This is a genomic window from Martinezella rhizogenes (assembly GCF_007002745.1).
Taxonomy (GTDB): Bacteria; Pseudomonadota; Alphaproteobacteria; order Rhizobiales; family Rhizobiaceae; genus Agrobacterium; species Agrobacterium cucumeris.
Window position 1 is genome coordinate 245,711 of the sequence record NZ_SGNY01000006.1, and the last position, 22,706, is coordinate 268,416.

General features: G+C 59.1%; 25 protein-coding genes. 13 read left to right on the forward strand and 12 right to left on the reverse strand.

What is annotated here, in order from left to right:
• Positions 1–2 precede the first annotated feature (2 nt).
• From EXN68_RS18625 to EXN68_RS18635, 3 genes are all read right to left on the reverse strand, one after another.
• Complete coding sequence (locus EXN68_RS18625) at positions 3–1,199, reverse strand: multidrug effflux MFS transporter (RefSeq protein ID WP_193559536.1); 1,197 nt, start codon at positions 1,197–1,199, stop codon at positions 3–5.
• Positions 1,200–1,204: 5 nt separating this feature from the next.
• Positions 1,205–1,663, reverse strand: a complete 459-nt coding sequence (locus EXN68_RS18630; protein WP_142842275.1) for a MarR family winged helix-turn-helix transcriptional regulator — start codon at positions 1,661–1,663, stop codon at positions 1,205–1,207.
• 133 nt (positions 1,664–1,796) lie between these two features.
• A complete protein-coding gene (locus EXN68_RS18635; RefSeq protein ID WP_237681431.1) occupies positions 1,797–2,153 on the reverse strand; it encodes a hypothetical protein in 357 nt (118 codons plus the stop codon).
• Between the two features lie 244 nt (positions 2,154–2,397).
• On the opposite strand from EXN68_RS18635, the gene EXN68_RS18640 reads away from it, so the two are divergent.
• The 4 genes from EXN68_RS18640 (at position 2,398) to ppa (ending at position 7,856) form a co-directional block, all read left to right on the forward strand.
• Positions 2,398–4,458, forward strand: coding sequence for a M3 family metallopeptidase (locus tag EXN68_RS18640; protein ID WP_142842277.1), 2,061 nt, complete (start codon positions 2,398–2,400; stop codon positions 4,456–4,458).
• 150 nt (positions 4,459–4,608) lie between these two features.
• The gene (gene typA, locus EXN68_RS18645; RefSeq protein WP_046799559.1) at positions 4,609–6,429 is read left to right on the forward strand and encodes a translational GTPase TypA; all 1,821 of its coding nucleotides are present in this window, start codon (positions 4,609–4,611) and stop codon (positions 6,427–6,429) included.
• Between the two features lie 217 nt (positions 6,430–6,646).
• Positions 6,647–7,153 (forward strand): GNAT family N-acetyltransferase, encoded by a 507-nt coding sequence (locus tag EXN68_RS18650; RefSeq protein ID WP_006310825.1) that lies wholly within the window; start codon positions 6,647–6,649, stop codon positions 7,151–7,153.
• A gap of 169 nt (positions 7,154–7,322) precedes the next feature.
• The gene (gene ppa / locus EXN68_RS18660; RefSeq protein ID WP_003492422.1) at positions 7,323–7,856 is read left to right on the forward strand and encodes an inorganic diphosphatase; all 534 of its coding nucleotides are present in this window, start codon (positions 7,323–7,325) and stop codon (positions 7,854–7,856) included.
• Between the two features lie 6 nt (positions 7,857–7,862).
• Here ppa and EXN68_RS27450 read toward each other — a convergent pair whose 3' ends face one another.
• Together EXN68_RS27450 and EXN68_RS27455 are read right to left on the reverse strand one after the other, a co-directional pair.
• Positions 7,863–8,174: a DUF167 domain-containing protein gene (locus tag EXN68_RS27450; RefSeq protein ID WP_161991388.1), complete on the reverse strand. Its 312-nt coding sequence runs from the start codon at positions 8,172–8,174 to the stop codon at positions 7,863–7,865.
• The gene (locus EXN68_RS27455; protein WP_003492418.1) at positions 8,171–8,461 is read right to left on the reverse strand and encodes a YggT family protein; all 291 of its coding nucleotides are present in this window, start codon (positions 8,459–8,461) and stop codon (positions 8,171–8,173) included. The genes EXN68_RS27450 and EXN68_RS27455 overlap by 4 nt, the downstream gene beginning before the upstream one ends.
• A gap of 137 nt (positions 8,462–8,598) precedes the next feature.
• Between EXN68_RS27455 and EXN68_RS18670 the strand changes: the two genes are divergently transcribed.
• Positions 8,599–9,831: an MFS transporter gene (locus tag EXN68_RS18670; RefSeq protein WP_142842280.1), complete on the forward strand. Its 1,233-nt coding sequence runs from the start codon at positions 8,599–8,601 to the stop codon at positions 9,829–9,831.
• Positions 9,832–9,843: 12 nt separating this feature from the next.
• Here EXN68_RS18670 and EXN68_RS18675 read toward each other — a convergent pair whose 3' ends face one another.
• The 6 genes from EXN68_RS18675 to hemC all read right to left on the reverse strand — a co-directional run bounded on the left by EXN68_RS18675 (position 9,844) and on the right by hemC (position 15,810).
• On the reverse strand, positions 9,844–10,575 hold the full coding sequence (locus EXN68_RS18675) for a glutamine amidotransferase (protein ID WP_142842281.1): 732 nt from the start codon (positions 10,573–10,575) through the stop codon (positions 9,844–9,846).
• On the reverse strand, positions 10,565–11,053 hold the full coding sequence (locus EXN68_RS18680; RefSeq protein WP_142842282.1) for a tellurite resistance TerB family protein: 489 nt from the start codon (positions 11,051–11,053) through the stop codon (positions 10,565–10,567). The genes EXN68_RS18675 and EXN68_RS18680 overlap by 11 nt, the downstream gene beginning before the upstream one ends.
• A 14-nt stretch (positions 11,054–11,067) precedes the next feature.
• A complete protein-coding gene (locus EXN68_RS18685; protein WP_142842283.1) occupies positions 11,068–12,690 on the reverse strand; it encodes a heme biosynthesis protein HemY in 1,623 nt (540 codons plus the stop codon).
• A 4-nt stretch (positions 12,691–12,694) separates the two neighbouring features.
• Positions 12,695–14,062 (reverse strand): COG4223 family protein, encoded by a 1,368-nt coding sequence (locus EXN68_RS18690; RefSeq protein WP_142842284.1) that lies wholly within the window; start codon positions 14,060–14,062, stop codon positions 12,695–12,697.
• Between the two features lie 73 nt (positions 14,063–14,135).
• On the reverse strand, positions 14,136–14,876 hold the full coding sequence (locus EXN68_RS18695; protein ID WP_142842285.1) for a uroporphyrinogen-III synthase: 741 nt from the start codon (positions 14,874–14,876) through the stop codon (positions 14,136–14,138).
• 4 nt (positions 14,877–14,880) lie between these two features.
• Positions 14,881–15,810 carry a hydroxymethylbilane synthase gene (gene hemC, locus EXN68_RS18700; RefSeq protein ID WP_142842286.1) on the reverse strand — a complete coding sequence of 310 codons (930 nt, stop codon included), beginning with the start codon at positions 15,808–15,810 and terminating at the stop codon, positions 14,881–14,883.
• Positions 15,811–15,883: 73 nt separating this feature from the next.
• Between hemC and tsaD the strand changes: the two genes are divergently transcribed.
• From tsaD to EXN68_RS18725, 5 genes are read left to right on the forward strand one after another with little or no spacing between them, the layout of a single operon-like run.
• Positions 15,884–16,981: a tRNA (adenosine(37)-N6)-threonylcarbamoyltransferase complex transferase subunit TsaD gene (tsaD, locus tag EXN68_RS18705; protein WP_142842287.1), complete on the forward strand. Its 1,098-nt coding sequence runs from the start codon at positions 15,884–15,886 to the stop codon at positions 16,979–16,981.
• Positions 16,981–17,964 carry an NAD(P)H-dependent glycerol-3-phosphate dehydrogenase gene (locus EXN68_RS18710; RefSeq protein WP_142842288.1) on the forward strand — a complete coding sequence of 328 codons (984 nt, stop codon included), beginning with the start codon at positions 16,981–16,983 and terminating at the stop codon, positions 17,962–17,964. Before tsaD ends, EXN68_RS18710 begins: the two co-directional genes overlap by 1 nt.
• A gap of 26 nt (positions 17,965–17,990) precedes the next feature.
• Positions 17,991–18,284 (forward strand): YciI-like protein, encoded by a 294-nt coding sequence (locus EXN68_RS18715; RefSeq protein WP_142842289.1) that lies wholly within the window; start codon positions 17,991–17,993, stop codon positions 18,282–18,284.
• 6 nt (positions 18,285–18,290) lie between these two features.
• A complete protein-coding gene (locus EXN68_RS18720; protein ID WP_003504993.1) occupies positions 18,291–18,734 on the forward strand; it encodes an EVE domain-containing protein in 444 nt (147 codons plus the stop codon).
• A gap of 7 nt (positions 18,735–18,741) precedes the next feature.
• The gene (locus EXN68_RS18725; RefSeq protein WP_142842290.1) at positions 18,742–19,386 is read left to right on the forward strand and encodes a class I SAM-dependent methyltransferase; all 645 of its coding nucleotides are present in this window, start codon (positions 18,742–18,744) and stop codon (positions 19,384–19,386) included.
• Between the two features lie 9 nt (positions 19,387–19,395).
• On the opposite strand, the gene EXN68_RS18730 is transcribed toward EXN68_RS18725, so the two are convergent.
• Entirely contained in the window at positions 19,396–19,764 is a 369-nt protein-coding gene (locus EXN68_RS18730; RefSeq protein ID WP_142842291.1) for a hypothetical protein, read from the reverse strand.
• A gap of 305 nt (positions 19,765–20,069) precedes the next feature.
• Here EXN68_RS18730 and sdhC point away from each other — a divergent pair, with 305 nt between their 5' ends.
• The 3 genes from sdhC to sdhA are packed head-to-tail and all read left to right on the forward strand — an operon-like array spanning position 20,070 to position 22,704.
• Positions 20,070–20,462 (forward strand): succinate dehydrogenase, cytochrome b556 subunit, encoded by a 393-nt coding sequence (sdhC, locus tag EXN68_RS18735; RefSeq protein ID WP_142842292.1) that lies wholly within the window; start codon positions 20,070–20,072, stop codon positions 20,460–20,462.
• A gap of 13 nt (positions 20,463–20,475) precedes the next feature.
• Positions 20,476–20,856, forward strand: coding sequence for a succinate dehydrogenase, hydrophobic membrane anchor protein (sdhD, locus tag EXN68_RS18740; protein WP_142842293.1), 381 nt, complete (start codon positions 20,476–20,478; stop codon positions 20,854–20,856).
• A gap of 6 nt (positions 20,857–20,862) precedes the next feature.
• Positions 20,863–22,704, forward strand: a complete 1,842-nt coding sequence (gene sdhA, locus EXN68_RS18745) for a succinate dehydrogenase flavoprotein subunit (RefSeq protein WP_142842294.1) — start codon at positions 20,863–20,865, stop codon at positions 22,702–22,704.
• The last annotated feature ends 2 nt before the right edge of the window (positions 22,705–22,706 follow it).

The following is a 22,706-nucleotide window of genomic DNA, read 5'->3' on the forward strand; positions in this document are numbered from 1 at the left end:
TTTCATGACTGCCTTTTGGAGACGATACGAAAGCCGATGTAGCTGGCGATTGCCGTGAATTCCATTATCGGGATGATAATGCCAAAGCCGGTCAGCGGGGAGCCTATGAGTGAGGCCGCAGCACCGCCCACAAATCCCGACCCCATCTGAATGAAGCCCATCATCGCCGAGGCTGAACCGGCAATATGCGGGAAGGGGGCAAGGGCCGCCGTCACCATCGAGGGGGTCAGCAACGCAATGCCGATTGTCGCGACTGCCACGGGCCCCATGATCGAGAGGAAGGATGGCGGTATCAGGAAGACCGACAGTAAAATGAGAAGGCCGCCCGTTCCCGAAAAACAGAGGCCGAGGATGACGGAGCGGCGGTCACCCAGTCGCGGCGCGATATAACGCAGGGCGATGGAGCCAAAGAAATAAGCGCCGGTCTGCATCAGCATGCCGACGCCGAAGGCGGTAGGGGTCATGCCGACTTCATTGATGAGAATGAAGGTCAGCATCGTGGCCTGCGCATAAAGAGCGCCTATGGAACCGCCGAGCACGAGTGCGGCAAATAGAAAACGTGGCTGGGTCAGCAATGTGCCATAGGCAGACAGGAGACGGCGGGGGCGGATCAGGTTTTTGTCCGGGACTGTCGTTTCGCGTAGAAACACCACGACCGAAAAGATGGCGATGGCCCCGAGACCGGCCATGAGGAAAAACACCGACTGCCAGCCGAAGGCTGCTAGCGATAACCCGCCAATCGTCGGTCCCATGGCCGGGCCGACAGCCAGCATGATGCCGATGAGATTCATGATGCTGGAGGCATCAGCGCCAGTGAATTGGTCGCGCACCACGGCGCGCGCCACTGTCATCCCGACGGAGGCGCCGATGCCCTGTACCAGTCGTGCGAAGAGCAGGACTTCAATTGTCGGGGCAAAAACCGCAAGCAGCCCGCCGCCGAGAAAGATTGAAAGAAAGACCAGACTGGCCTTTCGCCGTCCAAAAGCGTCAGATGCCGGTCCGGCGATCAACTGGGCGACGGCGAAACCGGCAAAATAAAGCGACAGGCTGAGTTTGACGGCGGGTTCGGTGGTGGCAAAAACCCATGTCAGCTCTGGCATGGCGGGTGTGTAAATCGCCATGGAAATGGGCGCCAGCGCCGTCAGTAACGCACCGAGTATTGCCGTGCGCTTTCTGGACATGATCGTTTCTGGCGACATTGCGATCAGCCGTTCTGGCTCGGCTGTTCCGGCTGCAGATTGTTGCGAAGTGTCTGCAGGAAGCTGCGGAAAAGTGCCACTTCCTCCTCGTTCAGGCCCTGGGTGGCGTGACGGACCAGCTGGTCGATTTCCTGCCGCACGGCTTCAAGCATGTCGGCGGAGGTTTTCGTCAACACGATGCGCTTGGAACGTCTGTCCTGCGGGTCCTGCTGGCGCTCGATAAGGTCAAGGGATTGCAGCTTGTCGAGATAGGCGCAGATCGTCATGGGCTCAATGCCCAGGCGGGCGGCGATGTCAGATTGTTTGCTGCCATCAACCACGGCAACCGTCAGCAATGCTCTCGCCTCGCCGGGGGTCAGGCCAAGCCCAGCCTCGGAAATGCGGCGCTCAAATGCACTGTTCAGCAGACGTGCGCCGCTGTTCAGCAAAAATGCCAATGAATCTTTTTCGCGTTTCGTGCCCATGTTTCGCCTTTTGGTAAGTCAGCCTTACTAAATTCCGGGCGATAATCAATGGTACACAAATCATATTGTCGAAAATCGAGTAAAGTATGTGTCTGTTCGGTTGCTATATGCTCGGCAAGATAGTCGAAGATCGTTACACCAAAGCAAAGAAAGACAGGATGTCCTGCATTTTTTGCGCCTCATCCGTCGTGCCGATGGAGCTGGCGATTTCGGCCCGGTCGGAAAAATACGACAGGAAGTCGAAATCCGTATCATCGGTCACGTTGGATAGGTCGATTACCTCGCCATTGGCGTTCAGTGTCTGCACCGGCAGTTCAGAGGAAAGCTCAAGCCAGGCATCGTGGCCGATTTTCCCCGCATCATAATATTCCTGAGCGATTTCGCGCAATTCGCGCGGGCTGAGGCGGGTGAAATCAATGCGCTTCACCGTCTCCTCGAAGCCGGCACCTGCATCGGATTTGGCCGCCTTGCTGAAATCGGTATTGCCCACGGATCTGGCATTTCTGGAATTGTCCCTGAAAAGGAAATTATTAGAGGACCTTAAAGAATAAATCTCCATAATACATATCTCCATCATGGGATATTATTTCAATAAACCAGATCATGTCGCCGCGGCTCCGGTCAATACTTCGCCGTGGAGACATTGGCGTATTCCACACCAAATTCCTGATATTGAATTGGCGGTGGAGGCGTGCCCATATGGGTTTAAACCGGAATTGTACAAGGAAGATGAAATGCCATCCAAGACCGCGCTTTATCCCGCACTCGTTACCTGGAACGGTCACAACGGTCTGCCGAAATTCGATGCGGTCAAGGATGAGGATTTCGCTCCGGCCTTCGAAGCTGCCCTTCTGTCGCACGAACAGGAAATCGATGCGATTGCCGGCAATGCGCAGGCGCCAAGCTTTGAAAACACCGTGACCGCGCTCGAAATCGCAGGCGACGAGCTTTCGCGCATTTCAGCCCTGTTCTGGAACAAGGCGGGGGCACATACCAATAGCGCCATTCAGGCACTGGAGCGGGAAATCGCACCGAAAATGTCGCGGCACTATTCGAAGATCGGCATGAATGAGGCCCTGTTCACGCGTATCGACACATTGTGGGAAAAGCGCGAGTCACTCGGGCTGACGGGTGAGGAAAAACGCGTTCTCGAGCGCCACTGGAAAGGTTTCGTGCGCTCCGGTGCCAAGTTGCACAAGGACCGGCAGGAACGGCTGGCGGCAATCAACGAGGAGCTTGCCGGTCTTGGCGCCAGCTTCGGGCAGAATGTGCTGGCGGATGAAAAGAGCTGGAAGCTGCTGCTTTCCACGGAAGAGGAACTTGCCGGCATTCCCGGTTTTCTGCGCGATGCGATGGCGGGCGCTGCCCGCGAGCATGGCGAAGACGGGAAATTCGCCGTTACTCTTTCCCGCTCGATCATTGAGCCCTTTCTGACTTTTTCCGAGCGCCGAGATTTGCGCGAACAGGCCTTCAAGGCCTGGGTGGCGCGGGGTGAAAACGACGGCGAGACCGACAATCGCGACATTGTCCGCCGCACACTCGAACTGCGTGAGGAAAAGGCAAAGCTTCTCGGTTACGCGAATTTCGCCGCTTATAAGCTCGATGATACAATGGCAAAAACGCCCGATGCCGTGAACGGCCTTCTCGGTCAGGTCTGGGAAAAGGCGGTTCTTCGCGCCGGTGAGGAAGAAGCCGAGCTTGCCGCCATCATTGCCGAGGAAGGCAGGAACCACGAAGTTTTACCCTGGGACTGGCGGCATTATGCCGAAAAGCTGCGGACGCGGAAATTCAGCTTCTCCGAGACTGAGTTGAAACCCTATCTGCAACTGGAAAAGATCATCGAGGCCTGCTTCGATGTGGCCAATCGTCTCTTTTCCATTCGGGTCACGGAAGTGAAAGGCATCGCCGCCTATCATCCGGATGTGCGGATTTTCGAAATCCGCGACGAGCAGGGTGATCTGAAGGCCATGTTCCTCGGCGATTATTTCGCCCGTCCTTCCAAGCGTTCCGGCGCGTGGATGAGTTCGTTCCAGTCACAGCACAAGCTGCCCTTGAAGAGCGGCACCGTCGGCGAAATACCGATCATCTATAATGTCTGCAATTTCGCGAAACCGGCCGAAGGAAAACCGGCACTGCTGTCGCTTGATGATGCGCGCACGCTGTTTCACGAATTTGGCCACGCGCTGCATGGCATGTTGTCTGATGTCACTTACCCTTCCGTGTCTGGAACGGGTGTCTCACGCGATTTCGTGGAATTGCCGTCGCAGCTTTACGAACATTGGCTGACGGTGCCGGAAATTCTGGAAAAATACGCGCTGCATTATGAAACCGGTGCGCCGATGCCAAAGGCGCTGCTGGACAAGGTTCTGGCCGCGCAGACCTTCAATGCCGGTTTCAGCACGGTGGAATTCACGTCTTCGGCCATCGTAGACATGGCTTTCCACACCCGCGACAACGTCGGTGATCCAATGGCCGTGCAGGGTGAGGTGCTTTCCTCGCTCAACATGCCGAAATCCATCGTCATGCGGCATGCGACGCCGCATTTCCAGCATGTGTTCTCGGGCGATGGTTATTCCGCCGGTTATTATTCCTACATGTGGTCGGAAGTGCTGGATGCCGATGCGTTTTCCGCTTTTGAGGAAACCGGCAATCCCTTTGATGGTCAGATGGCGCGCCGGCTGAAGGAGAATATCTATTCCGTCGGCGGTTCGGTGGATCCGGAGGAGGCCTATCTTGCCTTTCGCGGCAAGATGCCGAGCCCGGATGCGATGCTTTTGAAGCGCGGCCTTGTATAAGAGACTGTCATAATTCTCAGCTAGAACCTGAGCGCAGGGGGCTTATGACACAGGCCCCCCTTTCGCATTTGCAAAAAAAAGGTTATGAGCGCGCCAAACTAAATTGGCGTTTCTCATCAATATAGCGCCCAACCTCAGAGATTTTGAACAATGGCACTTCGCAACATCGCGATCATCGCGCACGTTGACCATGGAAAAACGACGCTCGTGGACGAGCTTCTGAAGCAGTCCGGCTCGTTCCGCGACAACCAGCGCGTCGCCGAGCGTGTGATGGACAGCAACGATCTCGAAAAGGAACGTGGCATCACCATTCTCGCCAAGGCGACCTCGGTGGAGTGGAAGGGTGTTCGCATCAACATCGTCGACACCCCCGGCCACGCCGACTTCGGCGGCGAAGTCGAGCGTATCCTGTCGATGGTGGATGGCGCGATCGTTCTGGTCGACAGCTCCGAAGGCCCGATGCCGCAGACCAAGTTCGTGGTTAGCAAGGCGCTGAAGGTTGGTCTTCGCCCGATTGTCGCGATCAACAAGATCGACCGTCCGGATGGCCGCCACGAAGAAGTCATCAACGAAGTGTTCGACCTTTTCGCGAACCTCGACGCCACCGACGAGCAGCTCGATTTCCCGATCCTTTACGGTTCCGGTCGTGATGGCTGGATGAACGTCAACCCGGAAGGCCCGAAGGATCAGGGTCTCGCACCGCTGCTCGATCTGGTTCTCGAGCACGTTCCGGAGCCCAAGGTCGAAGAAGGTCCGTTCCGTCTTATCGGCACGATCCTTGAAGCCAACCCCTTCCTTGGCCGTATCATCACCGGCCGCATCGCCTCCGGTTCGATCAAGCCGAACCAGGCCGTGAAGGTTCTGGGCCAGGATGGCAAGACGATCGAAACCGGCCGTATTTCCAAGATTCTCGCATTCCGTGGTATCGAGCGCACCGCGATCGATGAGGCTCATGCGGGCGACATCGTTGCGATCGCCGGCCTTTCCAAGGGCACTGTCGCCGACACCTTCTGTGATCCCTCCGTCACCGAGGCGATGACCGCGCAGCCGATCGACCCGCCGACCGTTACCATGTCCTTCATCGTTAACGACAGCCCGCTTGCCGGTACCGAAGGTGACAAGGTTACCAGCCGCGTCATCCGCGACCGTCTGTTCAAGGAAGCCGAAGGCAACGTTGCGCTGAAGATCGAAGAAGCCGAAGGCAAGGATTCGTTCTTCGTGTCCGGCCGTGGCGAATTGCAGCTGGCCGTGCTGATCGAAACCATGCGTCGTGAAGGCTTCGAACTTGCCGTTTCGCGTCCGCGCGTCGTGATGCACAAGGATGAGAACGGTACCCTGCTGGAGCCGATCGAAGAAGTCGTGATCGACGTTGACGAAGAGCATTCCGGCGTCGTCGTTCAGAAGATGTCCGAGCGCAAGGCTGAAATGGCCGAGCTGCGTCCTTCCGGCGGCAATCGCGTTCGTCTGAAGTTCTACGCCCCGACCCGTGGCTTGATCGGCTACCAGTCGGAACTGCTGACCGACACGCGCGGCACGGCAATCATGAACCGCCTGTTCCACGATTATCAGCCCTTCAAGGGCCAGATCGCCGGTCGCGTCAACGGCGTTCTGCTGTCGAATGGTTCGGGCGAAGCCGTCGCTTACGCAATGTTCAACCTTGAAGATCGCGGCCCGATGATCATCGAGCCGGGTGAAAAGGTCTATGCGGGCATGATCATCGGCATTCACACCCGCGATAACGATCTCGAAGTGAACGTGCTGAAGGGCAAGCAGCTGACCAACATCCGCGCTGCCGGCAAGGATGAAGCCGTCAAGCTGACGCCGCCGATCCGCATGACGCTTGATCGCGCTCTTTCCTGGATCCAGGAAGACGAGCTGATGGAAGTGACGCCGAAGTCCATCCGTCTGCGCAAGATGTTCCTCGACGCCAACGATCGCAAGCGTTTCGAAAAGGCCAAGCTCGCTGTCTGATTGCGGCTTGTTATTACGAATTTGAAAAAACCCGGCTTCAAGCCGGGTTTTTTTTATGCGTTCGTTTTTATGTGTGCATGAGTCGAAAGGTGCTTGTGTCAAAGGTTAAGGATGCGTTAATTTTTGCTGGTCGTCCACATGAATAGGCTGTGGGTAAGCTTGCCGGTGTTAACCTTTATGGCTGGCAAGTTTCCGTGGCCGGGGCCAGAATCGCGTTATGAAAACGTTATCCATCGATGTTCGCCGTGCCGAGCCGCATGATGCGCGCGCTATCTCCGAAGCGCACCGTCTGTCGTGGCAACAGGCCTATGCGGGGCTTATCCCGCATCGACCGTTGACGCAGATGCTGGAGCGCCGCGGTGAAATCTGGTGGAAGAAGGCGACCAGAGGCTCTGCCACAATGCTGGTGGTGGAAGTGGCCGGTGTGGTCGCCGGATATGCGACGCTGGGCCTCAGCCGCGCGCGCGGCTTGCCGCATGACGGCGAGATTTACGAACTTTATCTGCGGCCGGAATATCAGGGCATCGGGCTCGGCTCGCTGCTGTTTACGGAGGCCCGCAGGCTGCTGACATCGCTCGGCTGCAATGGCATCGTCGTCTGGTGCCTCGAAGACAGCGACGTCGCCAATCGGTTCTTCCGCTCGCATGGCGGCCGGGACATTGCCGAAGGCATGGAAGATTTCGGCGGCAAGTCGTTACGCAAGGTTGGTTTCGTCTGGAACTGACAAAAGCTGCGGATGGATTACCTGCCGGCGCGGTCTTTTCGCGTCGCCATGCGTAATCGCGATAACCTCAAATACGGCATTCTGCCTTATCCGCTCAAAGCCATGTTGCAATGCGGCGACTTTCCCAGTATCGAAAACCAAATCCAACCCGATGAATTGAGGGAAGCGAATGCGTATCGATGCAATTTCCATAGGCAAGAACCCGCCGGATGACGTGAATGTTATCGTTGAGGTGCCGGTCGGTGGCCATCCGATCAAGTACGAGATGGACAAGGACGCCGGTGCGCTGATCGTCGATCGCTTCCTTTACACGCCGATGACCTATCCGGGTAACTATGGCTTCGTGCCGCACACGCTGTCCGACGATGGCGACCCGATCGACGTTCTCATCTGCAACACCCGTCCGCTGGTTCCCGGCTGTGTTATCAACGTCCGCCCCATCGGCGTGATGATCATGGAAGATGACGGTGGCAAGGACGAGAAAATCCTCGCTGTTCCGGCTCCGAAGCTGACGCGCCGTTACGACAAGGTTCATAACTACACCGACCTGCCGGAAATCACGCTGAAGCAGATCGAGCACTTCTTCGAACACTACAAGGATCTGGAGCCCGGCAAGTGGGTGAAGATGGGCGGTTGGCAGGATGTCGACGTCGCCAAGAAGCTGATCGTCGAAGCCATCGAGCGCTACAAGGCGCAGGGCTGATAGGCTTTAGTCGGCCAGCTTGTTAAAGCGTTCTTCGAAATCCTCCGGGTCGGTGTCGATCCGGAGGATTTTTTTGCGCGCTGTTTCGCCTGAAATGAAGGTGATGGAAGACTTGGGCAGTCTGAGTTTTTTCGCCAGCAAAACAATCAGTGCCTTGTTCGCTTTGCCGCCTTCCGGCACGGCGCTGACGCGGGCTTTCAGATAGGCACGTCCGTCCGTATCCTGCTCCACGCCGTCAATTGCATCCCTCCCGCCGCTCGGCGTCAGGCGAACGGACAGGCGGACATGATCACCGTGTTTCTGCCAGAAGCCGCTCAAACGGTCATCGGATAAAGCGTGTTCCACATGAAGGAGCGGATGAAGAAGATGATCAGCAGCAGGATGATCGGCGAAATGTCGATGCCGCCGAGATTGGGCAGAATGCGGCGGATGGGGCGCAGGGCCGGTTCCGTGACATTGACCAGGAAGCTGCCGATGGCATTCACAAACTGGTTGCGGGAATTGATGACGTTGAAGGCATACAGCCAGGAAAAAATGGCACTGGCAATCAGCACCCACGTGTAGAGGTTCAAAGCCAGATCGATGGTCTGAAACAGGGCAAGCATCAATATCTCCGTATCTTGGTTGCAAGACATTTAGACATTCGCCGGTGAACCGGCAAGTGTTGCGCCAATAGGGCTGGCGATTCTTGTGATATCGCTCTATTGCAAACGTCTCATATTCTCTCGAGAGCACCCAGCCGATGTCCCTGCCTTCTGCCGAAAACCGTTTCGGTGCATTCCGGCATAGTTCCTATCGTCGCTTCTTCAGCGCCCGCTTTTTTTCAGCCTTCGCCATCCAGATTGTCAGTGTCTCAGTCGGCTGGCAGATGTATGAGGTGACCGGCAATGCCTTTTATCTTGGTCTGATCGGGCTTTTTCAGTTTCTGCCATCGCTGCTTCTGATCCTCGTTACCGGAACAGTCGCCGATAGGCACAATCGCCGGCGCATCATGGCCATTTGCCTGGTGATTGCGGCTGGCTGCGCTGCGGCGCTGCTTGGCCTGACGCTGACGCACAGTTTTTCTCCCTGGCCGGTCTTCGCCATTCTCGTGGTGTTTGGCATAGAGCGGGCATTCATGGGGCCAGCAGTTCAATCACTGGCGCCCAATCTTGTCCCTGTCGAGGATTTACCGAACGCCATTGCGTGGAATTCTTCTTCCTGGCAGATGGCATCCATTCTTGGCCCGGTTGCGGGTGGCCTGCTTTATGGTCTCGGCGCTTCCGTTGCCTATATCGTGGCATTCGTGCTCTTCATCGTGTCGGCAATGTTGGCGGTGACAATCCGTAAGCCGGAACAGCGCGGTCCCGCGAAAGCCATCAGCCTCGAAACGATGCTGGCCGGGTTCAAATTCATTTCGCAGGAAAAGATCGTCCTCGGTGCCATTTCGCTCGACCTCTTCGCGGTCTTGCTGGGCGGCGCCGTCGCGCTGATGCCGATTTTCGCCAAGGAAGTTCTGACGCTCGGGCCATGGGGTCTCGGGCTTTTACGCGCCGCCCCGGGCATTGGTGCAATTACCGTTGCCGTCATTCTGGCCTTCAGGCCCATCCGCCATCATGCCGGCCTGCTGATGTTTATCGGTGTTGGCCTCTTCGGCATTTCCACTGTCGTATTCGGTCTTTCCGAAACCGCGTGGGTGTCGATTGCCGCACTGGTGGTCATGGGCGCATCGGACATGGTGTCGGTCTATGTGCGGGAAACTCTGATCGCGCTCTGGACGCCGGATGAGGTGCGCGGGCGCGTGAATGCGGTGAACATGGTGTTTGTGGGTGCATCGAACGAGCTGGGTGAATTCCGGGCCGGCACCATGGCGCATGTTGTTGGAGCGGTGCCTGCCGTCGTCATCGGCGGAGCCGGTACGCTTGCTGTGGCGGTCATCTGGGCGCTCGGTTTCTCCAAGCTGCGCAAGATCGACAATCTGGACGCGCCGCGCTGACGGCGACGGGCTTCAGCGCTGCGCCTTGCCCTCAAAAACCAGATCGAGGAAATTGCTGAGCCACGAGCGGAGTGGTGTGTCGAACAACATGCGGCCTTCGAGGTGCTGGCTGCCGACCTGCGCATTCGGCATGCCGAAACGTTGCGCGCCGCGCACCACCCAGCTGTGCATCATGGCGCGGGTGAGTTCGGCATGAAACTGTAGCCCCCAGGCATTTTTACCATATCGATAAGCCTGATTGGGATAGGTTTCGCCCGATGCCAGAAGTTCGGCTCCGCGCGGCAGCTCGAACCCTTCCTTGTGGAAATGATAAACCATCTTCGGCCAATGCGGCATCAAAAGCCGTCCGTGTTCGGTGGCGTGAAGCGGATACCAGCCGATTTCCACCTTGCCTTCCCTGTCGGCCTCAACCTTGCCGCCCAGATGTTTGGACAACATCTGTGCACCAAGACAGATGCCGAGAAACGGCTTGTTTTCCTTCAGCGGCACCTTCAGCCAGTCAATTTCGGCTTTGACGTAATCATGGGGGTCATTGGCGCTCATCGGGCCGCCAAAGATGATGGCCCCGGCATGTTTTTCCAGCGTTTGCGGCAGGTCGTCGCCGAGAGCGGGTCGCCTTATATCCAGCCGATAGCCTTTTTCCACCAGCATCTGGCCAACGCGGCCGGGGGTGGAACGTTCCTGATGCAGGACAATGAGCAGCGAAGGTTGTTTTCCCTGTTGCCTGGAAGGGTCAAACAGCATCGTCTTGGTTTTCGCTTTCTTCAGCCGGCCCGGACCGCGTGGCGGCCTGCTGACGTTGCAGAACCCTGTCGCGAACGGACACACCGAGCAGATCGGCGACTCGCCAGATCACATGGTCTTCCATTTCGCTTCGTTCGCCGTCAGCGTAAACAATATCCCATAATATGCCAATAAGCTCCACGCGCTGATCTTCGTCGAGATGGCGGCGGATGTCGGTGGTGAAGCGGTAATAATCGACTGCCTCCTTGCCGGCCTCCTGACCGGCGGCGAGAAGAGCGTCCAACTTGCCGGCATCGAGATGGTAATAATCCTGCAGGATTTCACGCAGGCGGTCACGCTCGCTTTTCGAGACGGTGCCATCCGCTTCCATGACCTGAAAACAGAGCGCGGCGACTGCCACCCTCAAATCATCGGGGCTGAAATCATCCGCATGCGGACCGACGAGGTTCTGAATAAACGACTGAATCCGGTTGAGCATCGATATCCTGTTGGTCAGAAGAGTTTGAGCCGGGTCTTGGGTTCGGCTTCCACACCGGGTTTCTTGACGCCGGGGTCATCCGGCGCGCCGCCGAAGAAGGGTACGGCTTCCGCCTTCTCATCCGCTGCATTGGTTTCAGCCGGCGCTTCGATGGTGGCGGGCTTTTTCTCCTTCGGAACCGATACGGCGGGCGCCACCTCTATCGGTGCGGCGGGAACGGGTTTCGGCTCGGCACGAGGCTCGGGAGCAGCTTCGACGACGATTGTTTTCGCAACCGGTTCCGGTTCCGCCCTTGCTGGCGCTGCGGCAATCGCATTTTCGATTGTCAGGTCTTCGACAGGGCCTTCGAGCTGGCCAAACGGTGCTTTCCATTCGAAGGCATCGAGACGGCCCGTCACTGGCGAAATCGGCAGCCATTTTTCCGAAACGACACCATCCGCCACCCAGGCAGGGTCACGCGGCGCGCGCAGCGCCTGCGCCATCCAGTAGCGCACCCGGCCCTGATCGCCGGTTTCGGCCTCTTCAATATCGGCCATCAGCAGGAAGATGCTTTCGCGCGGCTCGATCCGGGCTGCGGCCTCTGCCTTGGCCCGGGCCTTCGCAAATTCCTTGGCGTCGAGTGCTGCCTGCGCCACGGCGAACAGGGATTCGATATTGTTGGGCTTCAGGCTTTCGAGCCGCTCGGCACGTTTCAGCCGGTCAATGGCGGTATCACCGCTCCGGGCGCGGACATAAAGTTCGGCGATCTGCGGGTGCGGATCGGTTTTCCACACTGGCTCCAGAACCGTGGCGGCCTTGCGCAGATTGTCTTCGCGCAGATAGGATCTTGCTGCGATCAGCGCTGCCGGAACGAGGCTCTTTGCGAGCTTGAGGGCATGTTTGGCATCCTCGCGGGCACCTATCGGATCGCTTTCCAGCTTTTCGCCGGCCTTGGCGGTGAGAAGCACGGCTTTCAGCCGCTCCGCCTCACCCCGTTCGATGACGCTGGCTGCCTTCTGCTGATCGAGCAGACGGATCGCGTCATCCCATTGTCCATTGCGACAACGATTTTCCAGCGTCGCCTGTGCTGCCCAGGGCAGGTAGGGGGCTTTTTCCGCCGCATCCTCGGCATATTGCTGGGCGGCCTCATACGCACCCTGACGGCGGGCCTCTATATAAAGGCCGCGAAGGCCAAGCTCGCGGGTTTCGGGATCGCGGGCCATGGCTTCGAACTTGCGGCGCGCTTCGTCATATTTGCCTTCGATGAGATCGGCCTGCGCATCGAGCAGGTGGATCAACGGCTCCTGATCGGCGTTGAGCAATCCTTGTGTGCGGGCCGTCATCTTGCGGGCGAGAATGGCGTTTCCTGCACCAGCGGCGATGAGGCCGGTGGAGAGCGCCTGATAACCGCGGTCACGCTTGCGGGCACGGAAATAACGGCGGGCAGCATTGGGCGAGGTCCAGACGGCGTTGACGACCCACCAGACCAGCATGACGGCCGCAACGAGCGCAGCGATGATCGAGGCGGCGACCATCAGGCTCATTTCGATCAGCTGGCCCTGCCAGACGATGGAAAGCACGCCCGGCCGGTCTGCCAGCCAGGAAAAGCCGAAACCGAGCGCCAGGACGATAAGGGCGAAAGTCAGAATTCTGGTCATGCCCTTACCCCTGCCTGCCGGTGCTGGTGATGGCGCGGTTCAACGTGCCGCCCACCAGATTTTCGACCTCGATGCGAGCATCCAGAGATTTTTTATAATCGGCAGATGCCGTTCTGGCTGCCTCGGGAAGCCCGTTCCATTCAAGTGCTGCGCCCTGCAGATCACCGTTGCGCAGCTTGTTTTCCATGCGCGCGATCATGGCGTCGGGTGTTTCACCCTCGATATTTCCGACCGGGCGCACCTTTACCAGCGAAAAGGCGCTTTCCGTCAGGCGTTCCATGATGCCCTGATTGGGGTCGGGCTGGTTGATGGCTGACAGCATCGCATTGGCGACGTCAGGGAATTTCTGCATCAGTTCCGAGCGTGACGGCACGCCGGTTGCGGCAAAGGATTGCAGCGATGCAATGGCCGGATCATCAGGCGTGACCTTGGAGAGCGTGTCGAGCTCCGTGAGGAACGGACCGCCGCGATCGATCGCGGCCTTCAGGGCGGCCGAGGCGATGGCGCGGGCGACTTCGATATCGTCGCGCGGTTCATTGATCTTGGTTTCCGCGTCAGTAAGGCGGCGCGTCAGTTCGGCTGTCGCCGAGGCCTGTGCGGATCGTTCCGACTGCAACGCGGCTTCCAGCGCGGTCACTTTTTCCGCAAGACCATCCACCTGCGGGGCCTCACTTTTTGCGCCTTCGAGCGCTGCGATGCGCTGCTCCAGTGCTGAAGTGTCCGCTGCCGGGGCATTGGCAAGTTGCTGCCGCAGGCCGGTGATATCGGTTTTCAGTGCAGTGATCTCATCGCTTCCGGCTCTTCCGGAATTGGAGGAGGGCAGGATGCCGGCATATTGCATGCTGCCGGCGGCGGCGAGTGCTATGAGGCCGCCGACGATACCCGCCGCAATAAGGCCGGAGGTTGCTGCCTGTTTGCGCTCCGCCTGCTGTGGGGTGGAGGGCTTGGCCGGTTTCGAAGCCGCAGCCGCGGTTGCGGCGGCGCTCGTTCCGGCTGCATCCGCCGTCGGTTTTAAGTCGGCTTTGGGCGGAACAGCAGCCTGCGAGACCGGCTCTTTCTGCTTGTCCTCGGAGCTCTCAGCCTTCGGTTCGGCAGCTGCGGAGCCCGCTTTGCCAACATTGGGCTCGGGCTCGATGGCGGTTTTCTTCGGCTGGTCCCAGATGGGTGCGGGATTGCCTGTTGCGGCTGATTCAGGCTTCGTTTCCGGAGCACCCGGTTCTACTGGCGATGCCGGCGTTTTGTCATCGGGCTTTTCGTCCATCCTGGCAGCGTCCCCTTCGGCGGAAATTGCTTTCACGTCTTTTGCGTCCAGGTCGATTGTGACCGGTTCGGCTTTGGACTTGGAGTGGCGTGGCGGCTTTCCCGATACCATGACAACCTCATTTCTGCCTGCAGTATTCTAAACCTAGTCAGTGACGGCGGCAAAGGAAAGGGGCGAACGCCAATTAGGTTCCAGAGTAATGGCACAGAAGTTCGAACATCGCCGCCTCGCTCGGCTCTTCGGCGGCAATGGCCTTTGAGCGGAAAATTTCCGGAACCAGAGAAAGCACATTGCGGCTGATGCAGATGAACTGGACCGCCGCCAGCGCACCCACATATTTTTCCGCCGACGCATGGCTGAAAAAAGCCCGTGCCGCTTCGGACGAATAGAGCAGGACCATATCGGCAGTGGTGTGGAGAAGGGCCGTTTCAAGCATGTTTTCGGAGATGTCCGAGGGCAGCATCTCGTAACAATCGACCGTTCTGAAGGGAATGCCCGCTGCGGCAAGACCTTCCTCGAAGACGGAGCCACGTGGCCTGCCGGCGAGATAGAGCAGGGGTTGCCCTTCGGAAAAAAGAGCGCGGTGCTCCGTCACCAGCGCGGTCAGACCGAGGGCATCTCCTGCCGCGGTGAATATCTGCCCGAAGCCAGCTTTTTCCGCCACCTGAGCGGTTGCTCCGCCAACGGCAAAAAGCGGTTTCGACAGATGCGGGGCCAGTTGCTCTCCGAATGTGTCCAGCGCCCGCACCGCCTCTGCGCTGGTTACCGCGATGGCCGCCAGCGAGCCGGAGAGCGCCGAGATGGCGCGTTCACCATGATGAACGGGATGAAACAGCGGAACAAGCACCGGCTCGTGGCCGAGCGCTTCAAGCTTTGCGGCCGTCCTTTCGCCCGAACGCTGCGGCCGGGTGACGACGATCCGCATCGGCTCAGCTCCAGCCTTCGAAGAAATTGCTGCCCGCCTTGGCGCGCACCTCTTCGCCGGCCTGTCGGCCGAGTTTTGCCGAATCGCTGCGGTTACCGGAGATTTCAATGCCGTGGCTCGTCTGGCCATCGGGGGTAAGGATCAGGCCGGAAAAATGCAAATCTTCGCCGTCGCAGGTCGCATAACCGGCGATCGGCGTGCGACAGGAGCCGTCAAGTGCGGCCAGAAAGGCGCGCTCACAGGTCACGGCGTCAAAGGTCGGCCTGTCATTTATGGGGGCAAGCAGCTCGTCCATGCGGGTATCGCCGATGCGGCTTTCCACACAGATCGCGCCTTGCGCCGGAGCAGGGGGGAATTCCTTCGGGTCGAGAATTTCCGTCGGGACATTCTCCTTGCCGAGCCGCTTCAGGCCGGCAAAGGCGAGGAGCGTTGCATCCGCCTGGCCTTCTTCGAGCTTGCGCAGGCGGGTATCGACCAGGCCGCGAAAAACGATGACGCTCAGATCCGGCCGCAGGCGGCGGATCAGCGCCTGACGGCGCAGAGAGGCGGAGCCGACAACGGCGCCCTGCGGCAACTCCAGCAGCTTCGGCGCGGTGCGGCCAATAAAGGCGTCGCGCATGTCTTCACGCGGCAGGAAGGCGGAAAGATAGAGGCCCTCAGGCAAAATAGTCGGCATATCCTTGGAGGAATGCACGGCAATATCGAGTTCGCCGGACAGAAGCTGATTTTCCAGTTCCTCCGTGAACAGGCCCTTGCCACCGATCTCCGACAGAGCGCGATCGGTTATCCGATCACCCTTGGTGGATAGCACGACGATTTCGAACATGTCTTCCGGCAGGCCATGCGCCGACATCAGCCGGCTGCGGGTCTCATAAGCCTGTGCGAGCGCCAGAGGGCTGCCGCGCGTGCCGATTCGGAAAGGTTTTGTTTGCATCCGCGTCTATCCATTGTTACCGGAGTTGTCTTAGACCAACTCAGCGCATGATCGCAATGAACGAACAGATTTGATGACCCCCTTTCTTCGTATCCTCGGCATAGAGACAAGCTGTGACGAAACCGCTGCATCCATTGTGGTTCGGCATGCGGACGGGCGTGGCGAGATCGTCTCCGACGTCGTTTTGTCGCAGCTTGAGGAACACAGCGCCTATGGCGGCGTGGTGCCGGAAATTGCCGCGCGCGCCCATGTCGAGGCGCTGGACACGCTGGTGGAAGAAGCGCTGGAGCAGGCGGGTGTGACGCTTGCCGATATCGACGCCATTGCCGCCACATCCGGCCCCGGCCTTATCGGCGGCCTGCTGGTAGGGCTGATGACGGGCAAGGCGATTGCGATGGCTGCGGATAAGCCGCTCTACGCCATCAACCATCTGGAGGGCCATGCGCTGACGGCGCGGCTGACCGATGGCCTGTCTTTCCCCTATCTGATGCTGCTGGTTTCAGGTGGGCATACCCAGCTGGTGCTGGTGCGTGGAGTCGGCGATTATGAGCGCTGGGGCACCACCATCGATGACGCTTTAGGTGAAGCGTTCGACAAGACGGCGAAACTTTTAGGCCTGCCCTATCCCGGTGGCCCGGCGGTCGAGAAGGCGGCGGCGAAGGGTGACCCGAACCGGTTTCCGCTGCCGCGCCCGATGGTCGGCGAAACCCGTTTGGATTTTTCCTTCTCCGGCCTGAAGACGGCGGTGCGGCAGGCGGCGACCGCCATCGCGCCGCTTTCGGAGCAGGATATTGCCGATATCTGCGCCTCGTTCCAGAAGGCGGTATCGCGCACCCTCAAGGATCGCATCGGCCGCGGCCTTGCCCGTTTCAGCCAGGAGTTTCCGCAGCTGGAAACCAAACCGGCGCTGGTCGTGGCCGGCGGCGTTGCGGCCAATCAGGAAATCCGCCAGACACTGCAGGCGCTTTGCGATACGCATGGCTTCCGTTTCGTTGCGCCGCCACACCGGCTTTGCACCGACAATGCGGCAATGATCGCCTGGGCGGGACTGGAGCGCATGGCGGATGGCAGGCAAGCCGATCCGCTGGAGATACCGCCGCGCTCGCGCTGGCCACTTGATGGCAATGCGGAGACGTTGATCGGTTTCGGCAAAAGGGGAGCCAAGGCCTGATGCAGCGGGAAAAAATCGTCGTCATCGGCGCTGGCGCCTTCGGAACCGCGCTTGCCGTCGTCATTGCGCTGGAAAACCGGCATGACGTCACCTTGCTCGGCCGTGATGCATCGCTGATGGCCGATCTGAAGGCTGATCGTGTTCACGAGGCGGCTCTGCCGGGTGTCGAGCTGCCGGACGCGCTTGAATTTTCGGTCGAGCCGGATGTGCTGGCTGGCGCCAATATCGTGCTCTTCGCCATGCCCTCGCAGGCTCATGCGGATGCGGCGCGTCATTATGGTCCTTATCTGGCTAACGACTCTATCATCGTCACCTGCGCCAAGGGTATCGACCGCAGCTCCGGTCGCCTGCTAACGGAACTTCTGGAAGCGGAACTGCCGCATCATCCCATTGCGGTCCTTTCCGGTCCGGGATTTGCGGCAGATATCGCGCGCGGTCTGCCCACCGCCATGGCGATTGCGGCGGAAGACGCAGCGGTTGCCGAACGGCTGGCGACCACGATTTCCGGCAGGACCTTCCGGCTTTATGCCTCCACCGACCGTATTGGCGTGCAGCTCGGCGGGGCGTTGAAGAATGTTCTCGCCATTGCCGCCGGTATCGTCGAAGGCGCGGGTCTTGGCGACTCCGCCCGGGCGGCGTTGATTTCGCGCGGCCTTGCCGAGATGTCGCGTCTCATCGTCGCCATGGGCGGCAAGGCCGATACGGTACGCGGCCTTTCCGGACTTGGGGATCTGGTGCTGACCGCCACCAGCCACCAGTCGCGCAACCTGCGTTTCGGCATCGCGCTTGGCCGGGGTGAGGGCAAGGATATGTCCGGCGGGTTGGTGGAGGGTGCTTTTGCGGCTGCCGTTGCCGCCCGGCTCGGAGAAAGTCATGCCGTCGACATGCCGGTTACCGAAGCGGTGGCTGCCATCATCGATGGCAATCTGGATGTGGCGAGCGCCATGCAACAATTGATGACACGGCCAATCACCACTGAATGAGTGTGGCCGACCCTGAGGAGACGAAAATGCTGTTTGCCTTTATCTGCAAGGACAAGCCCGGACACCTGAACGTGCGCATGGAAACACGCCCGGCCCATCTGGAGCATCTGAACAAGCTGAATGCCGAGGGCACGCTGAAGATCGCCGGCCCGTTTCTGGATGCCGAAGGCAAGCCGAACGGCAGCCTCGTCATCGTGGAAGCGGCCGATATCGATGCGGCCAGGGCGCTCGCCGATGCCGATCCCTATGCCAAGGCCGGCCTGTTCGAAAGCGTTGACGTGAAGCCCTATAACTGGGTCTTCAACAATCCGGGAGCTTGAGCGGGCATGGCGAATTACTGGCTTTACAAGTCCGAGCCGTTCAAATGGTCCTGGGAGATGCAGAAGGCCAAGGGCGAGGCGGGCGAAGAATGGACCGGCGTGCGCAATTATCAGGCGCGCAACAACATGCGCGCCATGAAGATCGGCGACAAGGGTTTCTTCTATCATTCCAATGAGGGGCTGGATGTCGTCGGTATCGTCGAAGTCTGCGCGCTGTCGCATCCGGACTCGACCGCCGAAGGCGATCTGAAGTGGGACTGCGTTGATATTCGCGCTGTCTGCGATATGCCGCAGCCGGTTTCGCTGAAGGATGTGAAGGCCAACCCCAAATTGGAGAAGATGTCGCTCGTCACCTCCATGCGGCTTTCCGTGCAGCCGGTGACGGAAGAGGAATATCTCGAGGTCTGCCGCATGGGCAACCTCGCCAATCCGCCGAAATCACCGGACTGATCCTTCGGTGAAGACCGATCCCGAACGCTTCATTCTCGACAATGCTGCCATCATGCATCCACCGCATGTGCCGGAACTGCGTCTTTATCTTGCCACTGAAGCCCATGAGCTGTGGCTGAAGACGGAGGAGGAGCTGGAGGAGATCGGTCTGCCGCCACCCTTCTGGGCCTTTGCCTGGGCCGGCGGGCAGGGGCTTGCCCGTTATGTTCTCGATCATCCTGAAAGCGTTTCTGGCAAGCGCGTGCTGGATTTCGCCAGCGGCTCCGGGCTAGTCGCCATCGCTGCGGCAAAGGCCGGCGCAGCCAAGGTCCTCGCAGCCGATATCGACCCGTGGACGGAAACCGCCATTCGGTTGAACGCGGCGCTCAATGGCGTGGATATAGGATTTAGTGGCGTTGATCTGGTTGGCAAACCGGTAGAGGCGGATGTTCTGCTGGCGGGAGACGTGTTTTACGACCGCGCCTTCGCCGACCTTCTCTTGCCATGGTTTCTGGAATTGACGTCGAAGGGCATCAGCGTGCTTGTGGGCGATCCGGGGCGGGCCTATCTGCCCAAACAGCGGCTTTTCGCCGAGGCGACCTATCAGGTTCCGGTGACGCGGGCTCTGGAAGACAGCGAAGTCAAGAAGACCACCGTTTGGCGTTTCGTCTGATTGTTTGCTTCAGGGCCGGATGATGCAGACGCCATGCTCGTAGGCGCAGGCATCGCTGGCGGTTTCGGCGCGGACATTTATTATCTTCGCCTTGGGCGCAAACGGCGCGGCTGTTGTTACACCTGCACCGTTTCGCGCAAGCCGGCCGCCGACCGCGAAATAATTGCCGTTGCCGCGTATGCGAAGCCCCGATATCGCCCCTACATAGGTACCACCGGGAAGGGTGGAGGGCAGCCCGTCCGTAGAGAAACTTGCCTGTGATTGTTGATGCCGATAATCTTGGCGGCCACGGAAATCCTCTGCCGCTGCGGGTGGCATTACGGTGAAAATGACGCCTGCGACCATCATGGTCAGAGCGGCGATTCGGCGCTGTAACATGAGCCTCATTCTCCGGATTTTCCTGGTTAATAAAAGGTAAATTACACGATTTATGAATTACGTAAAGGTAAATATTTCGAGGGTGTAAATCTTGGAAATGCTCGATTTTTTATTTTGAGGCAAAAAAATCCAAAAAAAATTCGTGAACCAATCGATTAAATTCGAATCGCTCTTGAAATATGCTTGTCGTGACGCCCCCATGTGATTAAACGTCGCGGTTGGTGCAATGCACATTCTTTCGTCATGTGCAATTGCTTGGGGGCGTCCGGTTTGATGGGCGCACGGGAAAACGCCGCGAGGTTCTGATGGCGAATTTGACAAATAACCGGCCTTTGTCGCCGCATCTTCAAATTTACAAGCCGATTCCGACGATGGTCGCGTCCATCGTGCACCGCATCACGGGTTCCGCCCTTTATTTCGGAACCCTGCTGGTCGCCTGGTGGCTTATCGCGCTTGCTTCCGGTCCGGCCTATTACGACTGGGTCAGCTGGGCGATGGGTACGATCATCGGCAAACTCATCCTGATCGGCTACACCTGGGCTCTGGTTCATCACCTGCTGGGTGGCCTTCGCCACTTCATGTGGGATCTCGGCCACGGCTTTGAGAAGAACTTCAACACGAAACTCGCCAAGGCAACCTTTGTAGCGTCGATCTGTCTGACCGCGCTCATCTGGGTCATTGCCCTGATCGTGCGCTAAGGAGAAGCCTGTCATGGATATGCGTACACCTCTCGGAAAGGTTCGCGGCCTCGGCTCCGCCAAGGAAGGCACCGACCATTTCTGGCGCCAGCGCCTGACGGCAGTCGCCAACGTTCCGCTGCTGATCTTCTTCGTGGTCTTCCTCATCAAATATGCCGGCGCGCCCTATCCGGAAGTCGTCGCGGCGCTGTCCAACCCGCTTGTTGCTGTTATCATGGGTCTGGTGCTGGTTTCCGGCCTCATTCACATGAAGCTTGGCATGCAGGTCATCATTGAAGACTACGTCCACGCCGAGGTTTCGAAGCTCGTTCTTCTGATGCTCAATACGTTTTTCGCGGTTCTCATTGGCGGCCTCTCAATCTTCGCCATTCTGAAAATCGCATTCGCAGGATAATCCGCCATGGCATCGATCAGTTCACCTTCCCAGAATGGCAAGGCTTACACCTATGTCGATCACTCCTATGACGTGATCGTGGTAGGCGCCGGCGGCGCGGGTCTGCGCGCAACGCTCGGCATGGCGGAACAGGGTTTCCGCACGGCCTGCATCACCAAGGTCTTCCCGACGCGCTCCCACACGGTTGCGGCGCAGGGCGGCATCGCGGCATCACTCACCAACATGACGCCTGACTGTTGGCAGTGGCACCTTTACGATACCGTAAAGGGCTCCGACTGGCTGGGCGACGTTGATGCGATGCAATATCTCGCCATGGAAGCGCCGAAGGCGGTCTATGAGCTGGAGCATTACGGCGTGCCGTTCTCGCGCAATGCCGAGGGCAAGATCTACCAGCGCCCGTTCGGCGGCCACATGCAGAATTACGGTGAAGGCCCGCCGGTGCAGCGCACCTGTGCCGCTGCCGACCGTACCGGCCACGCCATTCTGCATACGCTTTATGGCCAGTCACTGCGCAACAATGCGGAATTCTTCATCGAATATTTCGCGCTCGATCTCATCATGTCGGAAGACGGTCGTTGCACCGGCGTCGTGGCGTGGAACCTTGATGACGGCACGATCCATCGCTTCTCCGCCAAGATGGTGGTGCTGGCGACCGGCGGTTACGGCCGCGCCTATTTCTCCGCAACCTCGGCCCACACCTGCACCGGCGACGGCGGCGGCATGATTGCCCGTGCCGGCCTGCCGCTTCAGGACATGGAATTCGTACAGTTCCACCCGACTGGCATTTATGGCGCAGGCTGCCTGATTACCGAAGGCGCACGCGGCGAAGGCGGTTATCTCGTCAACTCCGAAGGCGAGCGCTTCATGGAGCGTTATGCGCCTTCGGCAAAGGACCTCGCCTCGCGTGACGTGGTGTCGCGCTGCATGACGATGGAAATCCGTGAAGGCCGCGGCGTCGGCAAGAACAAGGACCACATCTTCCTGCATCTCGATCACCTCGATCCGGCGATCCTGCATGAGCGTCTTCCGGGCATTTCCGAAAGCGCCAAGATTTTCGCCGGCGTCGACGTGACGCGCGAGCCGATCCCGGTCCTGCCGACGGTTCACTACAATATGGGCGGCATTCCGACCAACTATTGGGGTGAGGTGCTGAATGCCGATGCCAACAATCCGGAACGTATCGCGCCCGGCCTGATGGCTGTCGGCGAAGCCGGTTGCGCCTCGGTTCACGGTGCCAACCGCCTCGGCTCCAACTCGCTGATCGACCTTGTGGTCTTCGGCCGTGCCGCCGCCATCCGCGCTGCCCAGGTCATCGACCGTGATGCGCCGGTTCCGGCGCTCGACATCGCGGCCTGCGACAAGATCATGGAACGCTTCGACAGCCTGCGTTTCGCCAATGGCTCGACGCCGACGGCGGTGCTGCGTGACAAGATGCAGCGCGCCATGCAGGACGATGCGGCGGTGTTCCGCACGCAGGAATCGTTGGAAAGCGGTTGCCAGCGTCTTTCCGCCATCTGGAAGGAACTGCCTGACGTCAAGGTTACCGACCGTTCGATGGTCTGGAACTCCGATCTGGTCGAAACGCTTGAGCTGCACAATCTGATGGCCAACGCGATCACCACGGTCTATGGCGCGGAAGCGCGCAAGGAAAGCCGCGGCTCGCACGCCCGTGAGGATTTCGTCGATGGTCCGTTCGCCGGTCGCGACGATGTGAACTGGCGCAAGCACACGCTTGCCTGGGTCAGTCCCGAAGGCGACGTCAAACTCGACTATCGCCCGGTTCACACCGACCTGATCGCCGACGGCATCGATCCCAAAAAGATCGAGCCGAAGGCGCGAGTATATTGATC